The following is a 19,211-nucleotide window of genomic DNA, read 5'->3' as shown; positions in this document are numbered from 1 at the left end:
GTCGCTCAAAGTCCCAATACCGACTTGGCGAGTATGTTCTTCTGAATCTCGTTGGAGCCGCCCACAATCGAAACGTGACGCGCAAAGTAGTGGTTCGGCGCGATCGTCAGCGCCCATTCGGGCTCGCGAACCGCGTCGCCAAGACCGCGCAGGAAGTCGATATCGAGCGGCAACGCATCCGGCCCCGCCACTTCCAGCAGCAGTTCGGCGGAAAGTTGCTGGAGTTCCGAACCCTTGATCTTCAGGATCGAAGTCTTGGGGTCCGGCACATGGCTCTCTTGCGCACGGCTTTCGGCGATCACGCGCATCTGCGTCATTTCCAGCGCCTTCAACTCCACTTCCACGGCCGCGACCCGCTCCCGAAAGCGCGGGTCGTCCCACAGCACGCCGTCCCCGCAGGGCACGCGCTTCGCGAGGTCCTTCGCATGCCGCACGCGCATCTTCGAAACGCCCACGCGTGCAATGCCGCTGCGCTCGTTGCCGAGCAGATACTTGGCGTAGTCCCAGCCCTTGTTTTCCTCGCCGATGCGATTCGCAACCGGCACGCGCACGTTGTCGAAGAACACCTCGTTGGTTTCGTGGTGGCCGTCGATCGTGATGATCGGGCGCACCGTCAAGCCCGGCGTCTTCATGTCGATCAGCAGGTAGGTAATACCCTGTTGCTTCTTCCCGCTCGAATCCGTGCGCACGAGACAGAACATCCAGTCGGCGTGATGCGCCGTAGAGGTCCAGAGCTTCTGCCCGTTGATGACGTAGTGGTCGCCTTCTCGAATCGCCTGGGTGCGCAGTGCGGCCAGATCCGAACCCGCGCCCGGCTCGGAAAAGCCCTGGCAGAACCAGTATTCGAGGCTCGCGATGCGGGGCAGGAAGTGGCGCTTCTGCTCTTCGCTGCCGAACGCGATCAGCACCGGGCCGATCATGTTCACGTTGAACGACAATGTTTCGGGCGCCGGGGCCATGTGCAGCTCTTCCTTGAAGATGTATTGCTGCACCGCGCTCCAGCCGGTCCCGCCCCACGCCTTGTCCCACGCGGGCGTCGCCCAGCCGCGCTCGTAGAGAATGCGTTGCCAGCGGCGCAGGTCGGCCGCCGAATAGCGCTGCCCCAGGGTGGCCTTGCGTCGAATGTCGGCGGGCAGCGCTTCCTTGAAGAAGGCTCTCACCTCATTGCGGAACGCCAGTTCTTCGTCGGTATATCGCAGATCCATGAGTGTCTCGTTTCGTTTTCTTTGGCTCGCCTGGCGTGTGCCACTCAGGCCAGCGTTCCCGCTTCTTTCAGCTCGCCAATGCGGCCCGGTTCGAGCCACGCAGCCAGCGCGGCGTCGACCGTTGCCGCGTCGGGCGCTTCAGGCGCGGTCGGTTTCGCGGGCACCGTGGCGGAAAAGCGCGGCGCCGGAGCGGGCTGCACGATGCCGTCGACTTCGATGAACGTGCCGCGCGCCTTCAGATGCGCATGCTCGGGTGCCTCGGTCCACGACAGCACCGGTGCGAAGCACGCGTCCGAATGCTCGAGCAGCGTGGTCCATTGCTCGCGTGTGCGGCACTTGAACTTCAGCGCAAACAGGGCGCGCGCGGCAGGCCAATTGCTTTCGTCAAGCTGAGCGCCGAGGGTTCGCGTGTCGATGTCGAGCAAGCGCAGCAGTTCGAGATAGAACTTGTCCTCGATGGGACCGATCGTGATCCACTTGCCGTCCGCGCATTCATACACGTCGTAGAAGTGTGATCCGGAGTCCGTGATATTCGTCCCGCGCCCATCACGCCAGATTCCGGCAGCCTGCATGCCGAAGAACGTAGTAGCAAGGTTGGCCGTACCGTCGACGATCGCGGCATCCACGACCTGGCCTGAGCCGCCGTTACGCGCGTGCAGAATTGCCGAGAGCAGCCCCATCGCGAGATACAGCGAACCGCCGGCATAGTCGCCGATCAGGTTCAGCGGTATCGACGGCGGCTGATCGCGGCGGCCAATCGCGTTGAGCACACCGGTGATCGCGATGTAGTTCAGGTCATGCCCCGCGTACTGCGCGAGCGGTCCGTCTTGCCCCCATCCCGTGATGCGCCCATAGGCGAGCTTCGGATTGCGTTGGAGGCAAACCTGCGGACCGAGCCCCAGGCGCTCGGTCACACCAGGACGGAAGCCTTCGATCAAGGCGTCGGCGCGCTCCGCCAGAGAAAGCACGAGTTCGACAGCCTCCGGGTCTTTCAGGTCGAGCGCGATCGTCTTCCGGTTGCGCAGCAACAGGTTGTAGCGCAGCGGGCGCTCGATACCGAGCTTGACCGGCTGGCGACGCTCGATGCGCAACACCGTCGCGCCCAGGTCGGCGAGCAACATCGCGGCCATAGGGCCCGGCCCGATGCCGGCAAGCTCAATGATTCGGACTCCCGCGAGCGGACCCATCGTTCAACCCTTGCGCGCATGGGCGCGCATGGCGTCCCATTGTTCGTCGGTCCAGTCCTGCATGGCACGGAAGGTCGGGCCGCCAACGCCCTGCATCCAGCGGCCGCCGTCGATCACGATCATGTCGCCGGTGATGTAGCCGGACCCATCCGATGCCAGATACGCGTAAAGATCGGCGAGTTCCGTGTGATCGCCGAAGCGGCGCAGCGGAACGGAGCGCTCCTGCGGTTCGACCTGCGAGCCCGGCGGATACAGTTGCTCCCAGGCGCCGGGCGTAGGGAAAAGTCCGGGCGCCACCGCGTTCAGACGGATGCCCTTCGGGCCCCACTCGACCGCAAGGCTACGGGTCATCGCGAGAACGCCCGCCTTCGCCGCGGCGGAGGGCACCGTAAAGGCCGAGCCGGTCATCGTGGGCGTAGACACCGTGCTAATCACGTTGCCCGCGTGGCCCGCGTCGATCCAGCGCTTGCCCGCCGCGATCGTGCAATAGAAGCTACCGTGCAGCACGATGCCGAGCACCGCGTCCACCGCGCGCGGCGAAAGGCTCTCCGTGCGCGCGATGAAATTCGCCGCAGCGTTGTTCAGCAGCACATCGAGCGGGCCGTCCTGCCAGATCGTGTCCATCATTGCCTCGACGGATTCCGCGCTGCGCACGTCCGCCTGCACCGTCGTGACGCGTGCGCCGGGCACCGCGCCGCGAAACTCGTCGGCGGTCGCGCCGAGCACTTCCTTGCGGCGGCCGCAGATGACAAGATCGGCACCCAGTTCGAGATAACGTCGGCCGATACTCTTGCCGAGCCCCGTGCCACCACCGGTGATCAGGATTCGTTTGTTCTTCAGCAGGTCAGGCGTAAACATTGGCATTGAACTTCCTGTAGAGACAGCAATGAAGAACGTCGGCTTCAGGCGCCCGTGAAAACCGGCTTGCGCTTTTCCATGAAGGCCTTCACGGCTTCCGTGTGATCGCTCGTTTGACGCGCCAGCGGATTGAGATCGGTCTCCAGACGGCATGCGTCCTCGATCGAGTTGCCCGCGTTGACGAGGCTCGCCTTCAGGAGCGCCAGCGTCACCGGCGGATAGCTCGCAAAGCGAGCCGCGGCCTCGATCGCCGCATCGAGCGCGTGTCCGCTCACCGTCAGCTCGCTGACGAGGCCGATGCGGCGCGCCGTGGTTGCATCGATGACATCGCCCTTCAGCATCAGTTCGCGCGCCTTGCCGCCACCCACCTTTTGCGGGAGCGTCCAGAGAATCCCGGTGTCGGGCAGCAGGCCTACCTTGCCGAAGGCACACGAGTATTTCGCCGTCTCGGCGCTGACCACGACATCACAGGCAGCAGCCAGCGAGACGCCCGCTCCGTAGCACGTGCCTTCCACTGCCGCGACGACGGGCTTCGTGCCCGTATAAATCAGCTTGAACAGACGCACGCCCACCGCAATGCGTTCACGCAGCGCGAGCAATGGCGGCGTGGCCGCGTGCATTTCCGAGAGGTCGCCGCCCGCGCAAAAATGACCGCCCGCTCCCGTCAGCACGATGGCGCGCGTATCGGGGTCGTCGTTCATGAGTCGCTGAAACACCTCCGTCAGCGCGAGCCGCATCTTCATGGAGAACGCGTTGCGGCGCTCGGGATAGTTCATCGTGACAACGCTCACGTCGCCTTCACGGCGCACCTGCACGACCTCGTCGGCGCCCGCAGTCATTTCCTTCTGCTCGATACTCATCGCATGGGTCCCCGCGCTCATTCACCGGTGAAGACCGGTGTGGTCTTTTCCATAAATGCCTTGCAGGCAGCCTGATGGTCTTTCGACTGACGCAGGATGGGCTGATAGTCGATCTCGGCGCGCAGCGCGCCTTCCATGGTCGTCGCGGCGTTTGTGAGCGACTCCTTCAACAGCGCCACGCCGAGCGGTGGCAAGGCCGCGAGGCCGAGTGCAACTTCAATCGCCCTGGCGCGCGCCGCGCCCGACTCGACCACTTCGTTTGCGAGGTCGATTGCCGCGGCCTTGTTACCGTCGATCTCCGTAGCGAGCGAAAGCATCTCGCGCGCGCGGGCCATGCCAATGCGCTTCGGAAGCGTCCACAGAATGCCGGTATCTGGAATCAGCCCCACGCGCAGAAACGCAGCGCAAAAACGCGCGCTCGACGCTGCGACGACGTAATCGGCCGCCACCGCGAGCGAGAGTCCGGCGCCGAAGGCCACGCCTTCCACCGCCGCCACAACGGGCTTCGGACCCGCTTGCATTTCGCGCACCACCATGCACGATTCCGCCAGAATTTCGCGGCTTTGGAGGATCGTGCGCTTCGTCATCTCGGAGATGTCCGCACCCGCGCAGAAATGCTCGTCGGCGCCTGTGAGTACAATTGCGCGCGACTCTGGGTCGTCGACCATGAGACGATGCACCGTGTCACGCAGCAACTGGCGCATCTGGCGCCCCATCGCATTGCGGCGTCGCGGATTGTTCAACGTCACGATCGCGACCGGCCCCTCGCGGGTCACCTCGATCAGCGCCGCCGTTTCGGTTGCTGCCGTTTGTTTTTCGCTCATGTTGGCTCCCTTCAGTCGGCCACGAACACCGGCTTGCGCTTTTCCATGAAGGCGCTCACGGCTTCCTGGTGTTCGCGGCTGCGGCGCAGGATGGGCTGCAGGTTGACTTCGGCTTCGATCGCCTCGTCGAGCGTGCGGATGCCCGTCGCGAGCGCGGCCTTCAGGTGCGCGGTGGCGACCGAGGGCAATTCCGCGTACTGTTGTGCCACCTTCAAGGCCGCGTTCAGCGCCTCGCCGGGCTCGACGACCTGATTCGCAAACCCGGTCTCGCCCGCTTCTACTCCGTTGAACTCGCGCGCGCTCAGCATGAGTTCACGTGCGAGGCCACCGCCCACGCGTTGCGTGAGCGACCAGTAGAGCCCCGTATCGGGCAAAAGCCCGACTTTCACGAACGCGCTCGCATAGCGCGCCGCCGACGATGTGACGACGTAGTCGCAAGCCGCTGCGAGCGAGAGGCCTGCGCCAAACGCAAACCCTTCGACCGCGGCAACAACCGCTTTCGGGCCTTCGACCATCAGTCTGAAGATATCGAGTGGCAGTTCATTGCGTTGCCGGTACTCGAGCACCTTGCGCGTCTGCATCTCCGAGATGTCGCCGCCCGCACAAAACGTATTGCCGGCGCCGGTCAGGACAATTGCGCGGCAACTTTCCTCGTGATGCATCAGACGATAAAGTTGCGCATACAACGTCTGACGCATCTTCAATGAAAATGCGTTGCGGCGTTGGGGATAATTCAATGTGACGATCGCGATTGCACCGTCTTGCTGGACCTGGACGATCTCTGTCGCGTCGCCGCCGATCTCTACGCTCATCTGTCCGTCTCCCATGCAAAACTGTTGACCGTGGCCTGTGCGGCCGCCGTGTCTTACAGCGTTTCCTCAGTTCCGAGAATCACCGTGGCCTGGCTCGAGAGCACGCCGCCGTTGCCGTGTGCGATGGCCAGCTTCGCGCCGGGAATCTGGCGTTCGCCGGCGCGCCCCGTCAGCTGCCGCATCGACTCTTCGATCAGGAAAAGCCCATACATGCCGGGGTGAACGCAGGACAACCCGCCGCCGTTGGTATTCACCGCGAGCCGGCCGCCCGGCGCGATGGCCCCGTCCGCGACGAAGCGGCCGCCTTCGCCCTTGGGGCAGAAGCCGAGGTCTTCCAGGAACAGAATGGTGTTGATCGTGAATGCGTCGTACAGCATCGCGACGTCGATATCGCTTGCCTTCACGCCCGCCATTTCATACGCGCGCCGGCCCGATTGCGCGGCCGCCGTCACCGTGAGATCGGGCATGCTCGCAATTTCGCGGTGTGACGTGGCCGAAGCCGCGCCGAGCAGATAGACGGGCTTGTCGGTCAGATCGCGTGCGCGGTCGGCGCGCACCATGACGACGGCCGCCGCGCCATCCGTCACGAGGCAGCAATCGCGCACGGAAAGCGGGTCGGATACGAGACGCGCGCCCATCACGTCATCGATCGACAAGGGCGTGCGCATGTACGCATCCGGATTGAGCTGCGCCCATTTGCGCGCGGCGACGGCCACCTCGGCCAGATGTTCGCGCTTCGTGCCGAACTGGTGCATATGCCGCGCCGCCGCGAGCGCATAAGACGAGACCGGATTCATCGGCTTGTACGGGCTCTCCCACGGCGAGGGACGCGACGACTGCACGAGCTTGCCCGCCGCGCTGCGCTGGTTGCTCCCATATGCGATCAGCGCGACGTCGATCTGGCCCGTAGACAAGGCCATCGCCGCAGTGTGTGCGTAAATCTCGAACGCCGAGCCGCCGCTTCGGTTGTTGTCGGTGAACTTCGGGTTAATACCGAGGTACTCGGCAAACGTGAGACCCGAGAGCATGTCGTCGGGCGTGCACACGAACAGGCCATCCACATCGCCGGGCGTGAGCCCTACCTGGGCCAGCGCGTCGACGCAAGCGCGCGCAGCAAGGTCCATTGACGACAAGCCAGGCGCTTCCCCCATCCCATAGGTGGCGCCTGCCACCAGTGCGGTACGCCCGCGCAAGTTGAATTCCATTCGATCTACCTTTCATCAGGTGCGACCGGCTCTTGACGGCCGGTTGCGGGTTAGCGGGCGTCAGGCTGGTTCGAATACGAGCAGTGCCGCATCCCCCCGGTAGACGATCTTCGCCTGCACGGGCATGCCAATGCGCACGGCCTCCGGCTCGATGCCCTCAACGCAGCTGAGCATGCGCACACCTTCCTCCAGATCGATCACTGCGACGTTGTAGCTCGGCGTGGGCGACTTCTGGCGCACGACCGTGGTGGAATAAACCGTGCCTTTCCCGCACGCGTCGACCCATTCCAGATCGCGCGCCCCGGTGACCGGCTCGGCCACGCGCGGATAGAACACATAGCGGCCGCTGCTGCGGCTGCGCTGGATCATCAAGCGGCCCTCGGCCAGAAACTTCTGATAGTCGACTTCAGGACAAAGAGAGTCCATTCCCCGCTCCTCCAAATCGTTTTTGCCTTAGGGCTCCCGCGAATCGAGCCGCTATGTCGGGCCAAAATGGAACAAATAACCGAACACTGTTCCAAATATTAAACGCACCGGAAGCGTGCTGTCAACGGTGGGAAAGCCCTGTCGTGCCCCGCCCCACAAGGCTGACACTACATCCCGGCGAAATTCCGGACGCACCTCGGACAAACCCGCGCCAGCGGGTTTCTGCGCTTGACGGCCACCTGATCCATCGTTTACTTTATCGAACATTGTTCAACATTTTGAAGAGACCGGGGTGATTCGGGAGTGGTCAGCGGGGGCAACCTGGCCCGCTCCGAAAGACGAATCCTGGCCCGATCCGGAAAACCGCCAGTAAGAGAGCTCGAAGTGACATACGAACTAACAGACGACCAGGTTCAGATCCGCGATCTCATCCGTCGCGTCGCAAGGGAGCGTGTGGCACCGCGCGCCGACGAGATCGACCGTACGGCCGAGTATCCGCATGACATGTATGCACTGCTTAAGGAACTGGGCCTCTTCACGTTGCCGTTTCCGGAAGCGTATGGCGGCGCCGGCAGTGTGATGTCGGCCTGTATCGCCGTCGAGGAGTTTGGGCGAGTTTGCTACAACACCGGCTATTTGCTGGTCGTGCAATGGACGCCCTTTGGCGCCATTCTCGAAGGAGGCACGGACGAACAGAAGGCACGCCTTCTGCCCGGACTCGCATCCGGCGAATTGCGCGGCGCGCTCTCGATTACCGAATCTCAAAGCGGCTCCGACGTATCCGGCATTCGCACCACAGCGCGCCGCAAGAACGGCGGCTATGTGCTCAACGGCTCAAAAATCTGGTGCACGAACTCCCATATTGCCGACTTCATTCTCGTCGCGGCAAAGACGCTCGATGAGGAAGGGCAGCCGCTGGGGATCAATCTTTTTATCGTCGATCGCAACACGCACGGGCTCACCATCGGTAATGAAGAAGACAAGATGGGCGCGCGAGGCGTAGCGTCTTGCCCCCTCTATTTCGACGACGCCTTCATTCGCGCGGAAGACCGTCTCGGGCCGGAAGGTGGCCAGGGTTTCAAGGTGGCCATGGAAGCGCTCAACACGAGCCGCCCCATCGTTGCCGCGCGCGCGGTCGGCATTGCGCAGGGGGCGATCGACCATGCCGTCAAATTCATTCAGGATCGCGTAGCGTTCGGCCAGACCATCAGCAACTTCCAGGGTGTGCGCTGGATGATTGCCGACATGGTCACGCAGACCGAAGCCGCGCGCCAACTTGTCTACCGCACCGCGTCGCTCGTCGACGCGGGCGTAAGCGGACGCGAACTCGCTCCAATGGCTGCGATGGCGAAGATGTTCGCATCGGATGTCGCCATGAAGGTCGCGACTGACGCCGTACAGCTTTTTGGCGCTGCCGGCATCTCCAACGAGTACCCGATAAACCGGTATTTCCGCGACGCAAAAGTTGTTCAGATCATTGAGGGCACGAATCAAATCCAGCGCAACATTGTCGCGGACAACGTGCTGGGCCGCATCAAGAAGAACTGAAAAAGACAGTTGAGCTAACAAGCGAGCGACAACAACAGAGGACAGGCAATGGAAGAAGTCGAAACGGTTGGTTTGGGTATCCACTGGGAGGACCTGCCCGTTGGACGCAAGTTCAAGACCGTGGGCCGCACAGTCACCGAAACGGACGTCGTGAATTTCGTATCCGTGACTGGCATGCTGGAAGTGCTGTTTACCAACACAGAGTTTCTAAGGGAGCAGTCCGCGATCAAGGGACGCGTCGCGCCGGGAGCACTCGTGTTTACGCTCATGGAGGGGCTGCTCACGCAGGCCACCATGCAGGGCGTCGGCTTCGCGTTCCTCAACATGGAGCTGGATATCAAGGGTCCCACCTACGTGGGCGACACGATTCATGTGGAATGCGAAGTCATCGAATGCCGGCCCAGCAACGGGCGCCCAGGACTCGGTCTCGTACGCACGCGTAATCGCGTGATCAAGCAGGACGGCACGGAAGTGATGGTGTACACGCCGCTCAGACTCGTGAAGGGCAAAGAATACAAGGCCTGAGCATGGAAAATCCACAACAACCCCTCGAACGGGCCACGGGCCCGTTAGCCGGTGTGCGCGTGATCGACCTGACCATCAACGTGCTCGGTCCGGTCGCCACACAGCTGCTCGGCGACATGGGTGCGGACGTCATCAAGATCGAACCGCCCGAAGGCGACCAGAACCGCAAGAACGGCCCCGGCCGCAATCCCGACATGGCCGTGTTCTATACGATCATGAACCGCAACAAGCGGAGCGTGATCCTGAACCTCAAACAGGCCGAGTGCCGCGAAGCGCTGCTCAAGCTTGTCGAATCGGCCGACGTCATCGTGCACAGCATGCGTCCGAGCGCCGCCGAACGGCTCGGCATCGGCTACGAAGCCGTACGGGCGCGCAACCCGCGCATCGTCTACGCGTCGGGCGCCGGCTACCGCATCGACGGCCCCTACAAGGACCGCCCCGCCTTCGACGACGTGATCCAGGGCGAAACCGGCATTGCCGCGATGAACCGTGACGCTGACGGCTCGCCGCGCTACTTCCCCACCGTGATCGTCGACAAGTTCTGCGGTTACGTGCTGGCCTCCTCAATTGGCATGGCGCTCTATCACCGCGAGCGTACCGGCCTCGGTCAGCTCGTCCATGTGCCGATGTTCGAAACGATGCTGCAGTTCAATCTTTTCGAGCATCTCTGGGAAGGCGCGCTGGGCTCCAATGACGGCACGGGCCTTGGCTATCCGCGCATGTTCTCGCCGTATCGCCGCCCGTATGCGACGAAGGACGGCCATATCTGCCTGCTTGCGGTGAACAACGAGCAATGGCGCCGCGTGCTGTGCGCGATCGATGCGGCGCATCTGCTGGATGACCCGCGCTTTTGCCACATGACCGAGCGCATGCGCAACATCAACGAGTTGTACCGCATCGTCGGCGACGCCATCCGCAATAAGACCACGGCTGAATGGAACGCCATTTTTGCCTTGGCGGACGTTCCGCACGGTCCCGTGCGCGACCTGAAAGACCTGATGCACGACGCGTACGTCAAGGAAACCGGCTTCTTCCAGCGCTTCGATCACCCGACCGAAGGCGACATGGTCATGACCTCGATCCCGGTGCATTTCTCCGAGTCGCCCGGCAACGTTCGCTATCTGCCGCCGAATCTCGGCGAGCACAGCATCGAAGTCCTGATCGAAGCGGGCTATAGCGTAAGCGAAGCCAGCGCGCTCGTCGCCCGTGCCACGGGAAAAGGCCAAGCCGTTACGGAAGCGTTGAGCAAAGACTAACTGGCGCGAACGCGCCTCGCACATCACGGAGGGGAACCAATGAAGGGGCTCAAGGAGAAGGTCGTCATCGTAACCGGCGCCGCGGGCGGGATCGGAACCGCCATCAGCAAGCGATTCGGCGAGGAAGGCTCGACCGTCGCGCTGTTCGATCTGAACGAAGAAGGCGCAGCACGTGTCGCGGCAGAAATCGAGGCGGCGGGTGGCAAGGCGCGTGCGTACCGTGTCGACATCACGGATCACGAAGGCGTGCATGCCGCGGTGGCCAAAGTCGAGGAAGACCTCGGTCCGATTGAGGTCCTCGTCAACAACGCGGGCTGGGACATGGGTTCGTTCTTCCTGCAAACGGAGAAGCCGTTCTGGGACAAGGTCGTCGCGATCAACCTGTACGGCCCGCTGAATATGCACCACGCCGTGTTGCGCCGCATGGCTGAGCGCGGCCGTGGCCGCGTCGTGAACATCTCGTCCGATGCGGGACGCGTGGGCTCCTCGATGGAAGCCGTCTATTCGTTCTGCAAAGGCGGTCTCATCGCGTTCACGAAAACCATGGCGCGCGAAATGGCGCGCCAGCATATTCCCGTCAACGTCGTGTGCCCCGGCCCCACCGCGACCCCGCTGCTCGACAACCTCGCGCAAGGTGAGAAAGGCGAGCGCATCAAGGCGGCGCTCGTGAAGGCCGTGCCTTTCGGCCGCATGGGCGAACCGGGCGATATCCCCGGCACGGTTGCCTTCCTCGCGAGCGACGACGCCGCTTTCATCAGCGGCCAGGTCATCAGCGTGTCCGGCGGCCTGACGATGGCCGGCTAACCGGCGTCTCGAACCTGCTCAATAAACAACATCGGAATACGACATGGAATTCAGGGACATTATCTACAAGGAAGCGGATGGCGTCGCGACGATCACCATCAATCGCCCCAACGTCTATAACGCGTTCAACGCCAACACCTGTGAAGAACTGATCAAGGCCTTCGGTCTCGCGGGGTGGAACAAGGACATCGGCGTCGTGGTGCTCACCGGCGCCGGCGAAAAGGCGTTCTGCACCGGCGGCGACCAGTCCGGCGACGGCTACAACGGCCGCGGCACCGTGGGCCTGCCGATCGAGGAACTGCAAAGCATTATCCGCGACATTCCGAAGCCGGTGATCGCACGCGTGAACGGCTACGCGATCGGCGGCGGCAACGTGCTCGTGACGATCTGCGACCTCGCGATCGCTTCCGAAACCGCGATCTTCGGCCAGGTCGGCCCGAAGGTCGGTTCGGTCGATCCGGGTTTCGGCACCGCGTACCTCGCGCGCATCATCGGCGAGAAGCGCGCACGGGAAATCTGGTACATGTGCCGCAAATACAGCGCGAAAGAGGCACTCGACTGGGGTCTCATCAACGCAGTCGTGCCCCCCGAGCAACTCGATGCCGAAACGAAAAAGTGGTGCGACGAGATTCTGCAGATGAGCCCCACGGCCATCGCGCTGGCGAAGCGATCGTTCAATATCGATACCGAGAATATTCGCGGCATCGGTGCATTCGCAATGCAAGCGCTCGCAATGTATTACGAAACTGACGAGTCCAAGGAAGGCGGCAATGCGTTCCGCGAAAAGCGCAAGCCGGAGTTCCGCAAGTACGTGAAATAAGCGGGAGAATGGCACGCAGGGCGACGCCTGGTTTTGGCGTCGCCCTGCGTGCGCTTGCTACATTGCAGTTGACGTTCAGTACTTGCGAAAATTTACGCCGACACGCGTGCCAAGCCCCGGTAGCCGGTTCATGGGGCGGCTGCCATGCTCCGGCGCCGCTTCGCCCCACGCGAACCATACATCGGGCTCGCGGGTGTCTCCTACACGCCGCCAGCGCCCGTCCACCTGCGGATTCTTGAGCGTCCCAAGACCGACGAGACGCCCGCGCGGATCGGGCACGAACTCCCACTCCTCGCCAAAGGCCGAGTAGCGGATACCCTCCTGCCAGTAGCCATTCGCGCCGAAGTCGACCGTGCCGGTCACGTCATAAGTGAAGCGCACCTCGCCCTTTTCGTTGCCGAGAATCGCAAAGCCGAACATGTCGTTGCCGAGCGTGAAGTGCCCAAAGTCGATACTGCCATCCTTGTATCGCGTGGCCCATGTGTACCAGACGAGTTCCAGTTTCTCCTGTACCAGGGCGTCTTTCGTTTTGTAGATCTCGCCGCCCTCGTACATATGGATCGGATCAAAGCCGATCATGCCGCGCACCTTCTTGCCGAGAATCGTACCTTCCATCTCGAAGATGTTCGCGACGTAATACATGCCAGCATCGCGGCCCGGCAAATACCAGTGCATGCCGGGCTTCACCAGCCTGCCTTTGATATCCATGGCGTTCTCTTCGTACCAGCTGCAGTCGTCGGGTGTCCAGGTGACGTGGAAACGGTTACCAGGCGCTTGTGGATGGCTGCGCCAGTGGATGCGCCCCTCTTCGAGCGATCGCGTAAAGCCGTCGTTCGGCACCGATGTCTTGCCTACCGGATGCATATGCATGCCGTCGTCGTGGCCAAGCGTCGTACACAGGTAGAAACGTCGGCGCGTGTCCTTCGCGTCGGTATTCAGGCCAGCGGGAATGCGTCGCATCGGACAGTAGATCTCACCGTCCTCGTCGCGTAGCGTCCCCCACAGGTAGAGCGCTTCGGGTGGCATGCCGAACTAGGCGCGATTGGACAACATGTCCTCGATGGTGGGCTCGAAGGCGCTGACGAGAGGCTGCCAGCCAAAGTCGCCGCGGCGCGGCATGGTGGGTTTGGTGTCGCTCATGGTTGAAGTGTCCATCGTCGTGGTGAGGTATTTGTAGCACCTCACTACTATAGGTATACCGGCTCACGGAAGAAAACCGGTTGATTCGTCCACCTCATCAGACGTGCGCCCGTGGAGAAACAGGCAGGCCCGTATCGCAGCTACCGCATTGATTTATCGACTTTCGCAGTTGCGCGGGAGAGCACATCGCCATTGCGAAGAGAGAGTTCGTTACATGTAACGATCGCGTGCGCTATATTGAACGCTGTTCGTTTATCGTTGCGACGAGACTGGACATGCCAAAATCCTCCGCCGAACGCGTCGCAGAATATCGCGCGCGAATAAAGACCAAAGGCATGGTGAGCCTGACGCTAGTCGTGCCGGCAGCCGACGTCGCGCTCTTCAATCAGTTCGCCACGCAACGCCGCGAGAAACTGCGCGAAGGCAGGCACCCTGCCGAAGCGCAGCGCCAGCAATGGCTCACGATGCTGGCTGCAATGACACCTGCGCTCTCGCCGGCCGACGAACCGCGCCGCAAGCGCAATTCGCTCGGCACACCCATCACGCGTGCCCAGACGCTCTTCTTGTCGCTTCTGAAGCACATCATCGAGTTGGGGTGGCCTGAGGGACTGCCTCTCGGCTCAGAACAGGATCTAATGAAGATCCACGGATCAAGCCGCACCACGGTGCGCGGCGCGATTCATCTGCTCGAGCACCACTCGATCGTGAGGGTGCAGCGTGGCACCGGCGGCAGCGTAATCGTCGCGCGGCCGGACCTGAACGCGACGATGCAGGGCGTCGGCGTCTATCTGGAGTATGCGGGCATCGCGCCGCGCGATATACTCGCGACTCGCCACGCGCTCGAATTGGCCGTCCTGCACCTCGCCATGGAACGACTCGATCAGGAAGGCGAACAACGTCTGCGTGATCAGGTGCAGGCCGAGGCGCAACTCGACGGCAGCGCAGGGGCCGATGCGCTCCTGCGATTTCATTTCCTGCTGGCCGAATTGTGCGGCGATCCCGCTCTGCGCCTTTTCGACGGCATCGTCCTGCAACTGGCCGACGCCCATTCCACGTTTCACCGGCGCAGCCGGCCCGAGCGAGACCGGGTCGTCGCCAGAATCAAGGCATACCATCGCGAGATTGCGTGCGCAATCATCGCCCGCGACAAGGATCAGGCCCGCGGGCACATGACCGAGTACATCGCTGGGATCAGAACGTGGCTCGAATAACGTTCACGTTTCCCCGCGAACCTCAACGACCGCCGATCTCGATCCACTTCCCGCTACGGCCGGATTCGATCACCGCCTCCACCACCCGGTGCGCGTGCGTGGCTTCCTCGAAGCTGGGTGACGGTGCCCGTTTTTGCTCGATGGCCTGGAGCATGTCGTGAAACATCCATCCCATCGACACCATATACGAAGGCGCGTTCTCCTTCGAGAACCCAGTTCCAGGCACCTCGAAATAGCGTGCGGGCGTTTCGAGCCACTCGCCTGCCGCAGTACCGAATTCGAATGGCTCCGGCTTTCCCGCGTAAAGACGCGACGAAACCCCATCGCCAAACGTGGGATCGACATAGAGCAGGCGTCCTTTCGTTCCCCAAAGTTCTGCGCGAATGCCCGGACCGTCGGCCACGGCCCAACTCGTCTGGACCGTGCCTAGCGCGCCGTTTTCCATGCGCAGCACGCTACAGCCGAGATCGGCGGTGTCCGGCGTGAATACGCTGCCGTCCGGCAGGCGCCATTGCTTGAGGCCCGTTGTGTCCGAACCGGCGGCCGCCTTCACCCGCCCGAGCAGCGGCATGAGCAGCAGCACCATGTGGCTGCCGAAATTGCGCCATGCGCTGCCACCGCTTTGCGCATCGGCAAGCCACTTGTAGGGCGAGACGCCGCCGCCGGGATAGGACGCGTGTGGATAGATGAAACCATCGTGGTTGCGCAGCGGCTGAAGCAGCTGAAAATTGAATCCGAGCGGTTCGCCGAGGAACCCTTCTGCGATCAGCGCCTGCATGTGCATCGCTGCGGGCACCCAACGAAACTGTGCATCGACGACCCCAACCAATCCTTTCTTCGCCGCGAGTTCGCTCTGCGCAACGGCATGCTCCGTATCGACCGAAAAGGGCAGCGCGTCATACACGTGTTTGCCGGCGTTGAGCGCAGCCATGACCATGTCGTAGCGATATGCAGGCCTGCTGCCGACATCGATGATGTCGAGCGTCGGATCGGCGACGAGATCGGCGACGTTCCAATACGCGCGCGGCACGCCGAATGCCTGCGCCGCCGCTTCGGCGGTCTCGCGGTGCGCGGTGCAGACCGCCGCCACCTCCACATCCCGCAGCAGCCGCCAGGCGCTGCCGTGCACTTTCAGGCTCCAGTTGGCGCCGATGATGCCGATTCTGCGTGTCACGATCGCTTCTCCATGTCTTGCATCCGATGGGTTTATTGCACTCACGTCTGCACTCCGACATCGACGCGCAGTCGCTGCAGTTTCATGCTCTTGATAAGCCACTGGCCGTCGATCTTCTCGTAGGTCTCGACATAGTGGCCGTAGCCATGCAGTGTGCGATTCGGATACGCCGACTTCGCCCCCCAGCGCAACATGTCTTCCATTGCCCAGGTGCCGTTGGCCGTGGTGCTCGATGTGATATCGATCTCGGGGCAATGGCCGTGATGAACACTTACGCATCCGGCAAGCGGGACACTGACCGCGCGCACGATGTTCTCCCTGCCCGCAAGAATGCATCCCGGCACATCGTCGCTGATGTCGAGTTGGCCATCAGGCGCGAACACTGCGCCGAATGCTTCCCAGTGCTTCGTATCGACACAGCGCAGATAACGCGCTTTGAGCTGCTTGATTTCCTCGATTGCAAGGAGTCGTTCGATGTCGGTCACGCAGGATCCTCCATGGATCGACGTCTTCGGCACATTGCTTTGATACCCTTGAGAAACAATAGCACCGTCGGTACCATTATTCAATACGCGGATTCTGCCGTGTTCTTCGCTCACTCACATCCCAATGAAAGGAGAAGCCGATGGAATTTCTGGATCGCAGGGGCGCGCTTGGAGGGCGCAGAGCCGTGTTGATTGGTGGCGCGGCAGGAATTGGCAAAGCGATCGCGCTTGCGCTCGGCGAGGCCGGCGTTGACATCGCGTTTTGCGACATCGATGACGAAAGCATTGCAAGCACATCGGCGGCGCTAAGGGAGATGGGACGCCGCGTGTTCGACATGCATGCGGACGCCACACGAAGTGACCAACTCGCGCAGTTCTATGGCGAGACCGCGCGCTTCTTCGACGGTATCGATGTGCTTGTCAACGTGGTTGGCGGCACGTGCATGCAGCCATTCATGGAACGCGCGAAGCGCGATTGCGCCGACGACGTTCAGCGCAATTTCGGCTACGTAGTCGAATCGATGCGTCACGCGGTGCCGCTATTACAGCGCAGCGGGCGCGGCGGATCGATCGTGAATTTCACGACCATCGAAGCACATCGCGGTGCCGGCGGTTTTGCCGTCTACGCAGGCGCGAAAGCGGCAACGACGAACTTCTCGAAAGCGATGGCATGGGAACTCGGCCCGCACGGAATACGCGTGAACCTGATCGCGCCCGATACGACGCCCAGCGCGGGCAACGCCGCAGCCATTCCCGAACCATGGCGCTCGCTCAACGCCGACGCCCCGGCCGAATGGTGGGCGAAGGCCTTTCAGATGTACATCCCGCTGCAAACGCCTCCTGCCGCGGACGACCTCGCCAATGCCGTGCTGTTCCTCGCATCCGACCTCGCGAGGTCGATCACAGGTCAGGTACTGCACGTGGACGGCGGTGCCGCAGCCGCCCTCGGCATGTTGCGCTGGCCTTACGACGAAGGCGCGACGCTCCCCGTTCCCATGGGCGGCACGTTGTGCAAACTGTTTGGTTAGCGCCGCAGCGCAAGCTCTCACTTATTTCCGTGCAGACGCACGCGGCAGTATGCCGTCCAGAAACAGCGTGAGCGCAAACTCCAGCGCGCCTCGCCGCTCGTTCTCGCGAGGCGGCTCGCCGAGGAAGCTGGCGAGACCGCCACTCGTCAGCGCGCCGAAACACGCAGCGGCCGCACGCGGCTCGGCAACAGCGATCTTTCCGTTGCGTGCCAGCGTAGCGAGATAGTCGGCGATGGGAGCCAGCGCCCTATCCTGCTGTTCTACGACGTGCCCCAGCATGTCGCCCAGTTCTTCCCTCGCCTCACTTACCGCCCGCCACATCGCGCGTATGCTCGGATCGGCGTGATAAGACTGAATGATTTCGCCGTAATCGCGCAGAACCGAGCGCGGCGAGCGGCGAGCATCGGTGGAGACCTGGGCAAGCGGATCGAGTAGCAGCGGAACGCCGCGCTCCATCGCCGCGCTCAGCAGACCGGCCTTGCTTCCATAGCGCCGGTAGATCGTGGACTTGCTCGCGCCAAACGAGGCCGCAATGCCGTCCATGGTCGCGGCTCGATAGCCCACAGCCATGAACTGCTCCAGTGTGTGATCGAGCAGTTCGTCCTGGCGCTTCGCCGCGTCGGCCTTGAATGGGCGCCCCCGCTTCGCACCTGGCAAAGCCTCGTCCTCAAGCGTGGCCTGCGGCCTTTTCACTGCGTTCATGGCGTGCCGATAGAGATTGCGTATGCATTACAGGTATTGAAACCAGTACGCCTGAGATTGTAGCCCAGGGGCCACGTGTGCCGGACCTGCCAGACCCCTGCACGCTCTATCGTCGCCATGACAACTTTCTACGTCATCAGTTTGCCCAGCCGGTCCGACGCAGCTACGGCGTCGTCGATCATCTCGTCGAAGATGGCTTCGACGTTCCTCACCGCATCGGCAAAGACCGCCGCGTGGCCGTAGTCGATCATGCCCTTGCGGGTGTCGCCAGTCACGTAGGCATCGTGTGCGAGCGCGCCCATCACGTGAGGACGGAATTGCTCGAATTCGGTCACCTGCGCGCGATCCAGCTCCAGGACCGCCTCAGCGCTCTCGTTGCGCAGCACGCGGTGGTGATCACGGATCGCAGACTTGACCACGACGCTCTCGCTGCCGTCGCCCGCCACCACCTTCGCCTTGACCTCGGGATGAATCCACAGCTCCTCTGCAACCATCATGCGCGTGCCCATGATGACGGCGTCGGCCCCCATCGCCAGCACGCCTGCAAGCTGGCGCCCCGTACCGATGCCGCCGCCAATCACGACAGGCAAGTCAACTTCCCGCGGCGCCTGCGCGGCCTGCACGATACTGCCGATCTGATAGATGCCGGGGTGGCCGCCGCATTCGTTGCCGACGACGATCACACCGTCGACGCCCATCCGCACGGCCGTATGTGCATAGCGCACAGCGGGCACCTTGTGCAAAATCTTGATGCCCGCCTCCTTGAGGATGGGCACGACCGCTTCCGGACTCGCACCCGCCGTTTCTACGCAAGCGACTTTCTCTTCGATCAGAATGCGGATCTGTTGCTTGACGCGCTCCACGCCACCCGCTTGCCGTGATATGTAGAGATTGACGCCGAAGTTCTTCGCACCGCTGAGTTCACGGCAGGTCCGCAACTCGTTGCGAAATTCGTCGGCATCGGGAAAGCCGGCGCCGACGATGAACCCCATGCCGCCTGCATTGACGACGGCGGCGACATATCGAGCGTCGGACACGCGTGGCCCGAGACCGCCGCAAAGAATGGGGTGGCGAATGCCGAGCAGATCGGTGATTCGCGTCTTGAACATCTGTGGGCGCACGATGCGGTTTCCTCGCGCAA

At 62.5% G+C, this 19,211-nt stretch carries 20 protein-coding genes; 7 read left to right on the top strand and 13 right to left on the bottom strand.

All coding sequences use genetic code 11. The annotated features are described in order from the left end of the window. Positions 1 to 5 precede the first annotated feature (5 nt). Genes AB3X99_RS13610 through AB3X99_RS13575 form a run of 8 tightly spaced genes read right to left on the bottom strand, consistent with a single transcriptional unit; the run spans position 6 to position 7,377 of the window. Positions 6 to 1,205, bottom strand: coding sequence for an acyl-CoA dehydrogenase family protein (locus tag AB3X99_RS13610; RefSeq protein WP_069266524.1), 1,200 nt, complete (start codon positions 1,203 to 1,205; stop codon positions 6 to 8). A gap of 44 nt (positions 1,206 to 1,249) precedes the next feature. Then, positions 1,250 to 2,392 carry a CaiB/BaiF CoA transferase family protein gene (locus AB3X99_RS13605; RefSeq protein WP_368617198.1) on the bottom strand — a complete coding sequence of 381 codons (1,143 nt, stop codon included), beginning with the start codon at positions 2,390 to 2,392 and terminating at the stop codon, positions 1,250 to 1,252. Positions 2,393 to 2,395: 3 nt separating this feature from the next. Further along, entirely contained in the window at positions 2,396 to 3,256 is an 861-nt protein-coding gene (locus AB3X99_RS13600; RefSeq protein ID WP_368602278.1) for an SDR family oxidoreductase, read from the bottom strand. Positions 3,257 to 3,294: 38 nt separating this feature from the next. Continuing rightward, a complete protein-coding gene (locus tag AB3X99_RS13595) occupies positions 3,295 to 4,110 on the bottom strand; it encodes an enoyl-CoA hydratase/isomerase family protein (RefSeq protein WP_256094871.1) in 816 nt (271 codons plus the stop codon). Positions 4,111 to 4,127: 17 nt separating this feature from the next. Further along, positions 4,128 to 4,934: an enoyl-CoA hydratase/isomerase family protein gene (locus tag AB3X99_RS13590; RefSeq protein ID WP_368602277.1), complete on the bottom strand. Its 807-nt coding sequence runs from the start codon at positions 4,932 to 4,934 to the stop codon at positions 4,128 to 4,130. 11 nt (positions 4,935 to 4,945) lie between these two features. Continuing rightward, on the bottom strand, positions 4,946 to 5,746 hold the full coding sequence (locus tag AB3X99_RS13585; protein ID WP_368617197.1) for an enoyl-CoA hydratase/isomerase family protein: 801 nt from the start codon (positions 5,744 to 5,746) through the stop codon (positions 4,946 to 4,948). Positions 5,747 to 5,799: 53 nt separating this feature from the next. Then, complete coding sequence (locus tag AB3X99_RS13580) at positions 5,800 to 6,951, bottom strand: thiolase (protein ID WP_342947360.1); 1,152 nt, start codon at positions 6,949 to 6,951, stop codon at positions 5,800 to 5,802. 60 nt (positions 6,952 to 7,011) lie between these two features. After that, positions 7,012 to 7,377, bottom strand: coding sequence for a Zn-ribbon domain-containing OB-fold protein (locus AB3X99_RS13575; protein ID WP_069266517.1), 366 nt, complete (start codon positions 7,375 to 7,377; stop codon positions 7,012 to 7,014). Positions 7,378 to 7,761: 384 nt separating this feature from the next. Here AB3X99_RS13575 and AB3X99_RS13570 point away from each other — a divergent pair, with 384 nt between their 5' ends. The 5 genes from AB3X99_RS13570 to AB3X99_RS13550 are packed head-to-tail and all read left to right on the top strand — an operon-like array spanning position 7,762 to position 12,330. After that, a complete protein-coding gene (locus AB3X99_RS13570) occupies positions 7,762 to 8,925 on the top strand; it encodes an acyl-CoA dehydrogenase family protein (protein WP_069266516.1) in 1,164 nt (387 codons plus the stop codon). Between the two features lie 48 nt (positions 8,926 to 8,973). Further along, positions 8,974 to 9,450 (top strand): MaoC/PaaZ C-terminal domain-containing protein, encoded by a 477-nt coding sequence (locus AB3X99_RS13565; protein WP_069266515.1) that lies wholly within the window; start codon positions 8,974 to 8,976, stop codon positions 9,448 to 9,450. A gap of 2 nt (positions 9,451 to 9,452) precedes the next feature. Next, entirely contained in the window at positions 9,453 to 10,706 is a 1,254-nt protein-coding gene (locus AB3X99_RS13560) for a CaiB/BaiF CoA transferase family protein (RefSeq protein ID WP_368617196.1), read from the top strand. 39 nt (positions 10,707 to 10,745) lie between these two features. Beyond that, complete coding sequence (locus AB3X99_RS13555) at positions 10,746 to 11,510, top strand: glucose 1-dehydrogenase (protein WP_069266513.1); 765 nt, start codon at positions 10,746 to 10,748, stop codon at positions 11,508 to 11,510. 43 nt (positions 11,511 to 11,553) lie between these two features. Continuing rightward, on the top strand, positions 11,554 to 12,330 hold the full coding sequence (locus AB3X99_RS13550) for an enoyl-CoA hydratase-related protein (RefSeq protein WP_069266512.1): 777 nt from the start codon (positions 11,554 to 11,556) through the stop codon (positions 12,328 to 12,330). A gap of 75 nt (positions 12,331 to 12,405) precedes the next feature. Here AB3X99_RS13550 and AB3X99_RS13545 read toward each other — a convergent pair whose 3' ends face one another. After that, positions 12,406 to 13,356: a hypothetical protein gene (locus AB3X99_RS13545; protein ID WP_368617195.1), complete on the bottom strand. Its 951-nt coding sequence runs from the start codon at positions 13,354 to 13,356 to the stop codon at positions 12,406 to 12,408. Positions 13,357 to 13,745: 389 nt separating this feature from the next. On the opposite strand from AB3X99_RS13545, the gene AB3X99_RS13540 reads away from it, so the two are divergent. Continuing rightward, positions 13,746 to 14,681 (top strand): FadR/GntR family transcriptional regulator, encoded by a 936-nt coding sequence (locus tag AB3X99_RS13540; RefSeq protein ID WP_368617194.1) that lies wholly within the window; start codon positions 13,746 to 13,748, stop codon positions 14,679 to 14,681. Between the two features lie 22 nt (positions 14,682 to 14,703). On the opposite strand, the gene AB3X99_RS13535 is transcribed toward AB3X99_RS13540, so the two are convergent. Both AB3X99_RS13535 and AB3X99_RS13530 read right to left on the bottom strand, forming a co-directional pair. Then, positions 14,704 to 15,855, bottom strand: coding sequence for a Gfo/Idh/MocA family protein (locus AB3X99_RS13535; RefSeq protein ID WP_368617193.1), 1,152 nt, complete (start codon positions 15,853 to 15,855; stop codon positions 14,704 to 14,706). 41 nt (positions 15,856 to 15,896) lie between these two features. After that, a complete protein-coding gene (locus AB3X99_RS13530) occupies positions 15,897 to 16,454 on the bottom strand; it encodes a nuclear transport factor 2 family protein (protein WP_368617192.1) in 558 nt (185 codons plus the stop codon). Between the two features lie 26 nt (positions 16,455 to 16,480). Between AB3X99_RS13530 and AB3X99_RS13525 the strand changes: the two genes are divergently transcribed. Next, positions 16,481 to 17,368, top strand: a complete 888-nt coding sequence (locus AB3X99_RS13525) for an SDR family NAD(P)-dependent oxidoreductase (protein WP_368617191.1) — start codon at positions 16,481 to 16,483, stop codon at positions 17,366 to 17,368. A 21-nt stretch (positions 17,369 to 17,389) separates the two neighbouring features. Here AB3X99_RS13525 and AB3X99_RS13520 read toward each other — a convergent pair whose 3' ends face one another. Together AB3X99_RS13520 and AB3X99_RS13515 are read right to left on the bottom strand one after the other, a co-directional pair. Continuing rightward, positions 17,390 to 18,070 carry a TetR/AcrR family transcriptional regulator gene (locus AB3X99_RS13520; RefSeq protein WP_083245401.1) on the bottom strand — a complete coding sequence of 227 codons (681 nt, stop codon included), beginning with the start codon at positions 18,068 to 18,070 and terminating at the stop codon, positions 17,390 to 17,392. 128 nt (positions 18,071 to 18,198) lie between these two features. Next, complete coding sequence (locus tag AB3X99_RS13515; RefSeq protein WP_368617190.1) at positions 18,199 to 19,179, bottom strand: NAD(P)H-dependent flavin oxidoreductase; 981 nt, start codon at positions 19,177 to 19,179, stop codon at positions 18,199 to 18,201. Between the last annotated feature and the right edge of the window lie 32 nt (positions 19,180 to 19,211).

The sequence above is a fragment of the Paraburkholderia sp. BR10882 genome, from assembly GCF_040948855.1.
Classification (GTDB): domain Bacteria; phylum Pseudomonadota; class Gammaproteobacteria; order Burkholderiales; family Burkholderiaceae; genus Paraburkholderia; species Paraburkholderia nodosa_A.
This window is presented reverse-complemented; position numbering and strand designations above follow the sequence as displayed.

Excerpts from the sequence above, each read along its gene's own strand:
- AB3X99_RS13610 (WP_069266524.1), bottom strand. The coding sequence starts at position 1,205 with ATGGATCTGCGATATACCGACGAAGAACTGGCGTTCCGCAATGAGGTG.
- AB3X99_RS13605 (WP_368617198.1), bottom strand. The coding sequence starts at position 2,392 with ATGGGTCCGCTCGCGGGAGTCCGAATCATTGAGCTTGCCGGCATCGGG.
- AB3X99_RS13600 (WP_368602278.1), bottom strand. The coding sequence starts at position 3,256 with ATGCCAATGTTTACGCCTGACCTGCTGAAGAACAAACGAATCCTGATC.
- AB3X99_RS13595 (WP_256094871.1), bottom strand. The coding sequence starts at position 4,110 with ATGAGTATCGAGCAGAAGGAAATGACTGCGGGCGCCGACGAGGTCGTG.
- AB3X99_RS13590 (WP_368602277.1), bottom strand. The coding sequence starts at position 4,934 with ATGAGCGAAAAACAAACGGCAGCAACCGAAACGGCGGCGCTGATCGAG.
- AB3X99_RS13585 (WP_368617197.1), bottom strand. The coding sequence starts at position 5,746 with ATGAGCGTAGAGATCGGCGGCGACGCGACAGAGATCGTCCAGGTCCAG.
- AB3X99_RS13580 (WP_342947360.1), bottom strand. The coding sequence starts at position 6,951 with ATGGAATTCAACTTGCGCGGGCGTACCGCACTGGTGGCAGGCGCCACC.
- AB3X99_RS13575 (WP_069266517.1), bottom strand. The coding sequence starts at position 7,377 with ATGGACTCTCTTTGTCCTGAAGTCGACTATCAGAAGTTTCTGGCCGAG.
- AB3X99_RS13565 (WP_069266515.1), top strand. The coding sequence starts at position 8,974 with ATGGAAGAAGTCGAAACGGTTGGTTTGGGTATCCACTGGGAGGACCTG.
- AB3X99_RS13560 (WP_368617196.1), top strand. The coding sequence starts at position 9,453 with ATGGAAAATCCACAACAACCCCTCGAACGGGCCACGGGCCCGTTAGCC.
- AB3X99_RS13555 (WP_069266513.1), top strand. The coding sequence starts at position 10,746 with ATGAAGGGGCTCAAGGAGAAGGTCGTCATCGTAACCGGCGCCGCGGGC.
- AB3X99_RS13550 (WP_069266512.1), top strand. The coding sequence starts at position 11,554 with ATGGAATTCAGGGACATTATCTACAAGGAAGCGGATGGCGTCGCGACG.
- AB3X99_RS13545 (WP_368617195.1), bottom strand. The coding sequence starts at position 13,356 with ATGCCACCCGAAGCGCTCTACCTGTGGGGGACGCTACGCGACGAGGAC.
- AB3X99_RS13540 (WP_368617194.1), top strand. The coding sequence starts at position 13,746 with ATGCCAAAATCCTCCGCCGAACGCGTCGCAGAATATCGCGCGCGAATA.
- AB3X99_RS13525 (WP_368617191.1), top strand. The coding sequence starts at position 16,481 with ATGGAATTTCTGGATCGCAGGGGCGCGCTTGGAGGGCGCAGAGCCGTG.
- AB3X99_RS13520 (WP_083245401.1), bottom strand. The coding sequence starts at position 18,070 with ATGAACGCAGTGAAAAGGCCGCAGGCCACGCTTGAGGACGAGGCTTTG.
- AB3X99_RS13515 (WP_368617190.1), bottom strand. The coding sequence starts at position 19,179 with ATGTTCAAGACGCGAATCACCGATCTGCTCGGCATTCGCCACCCCATT.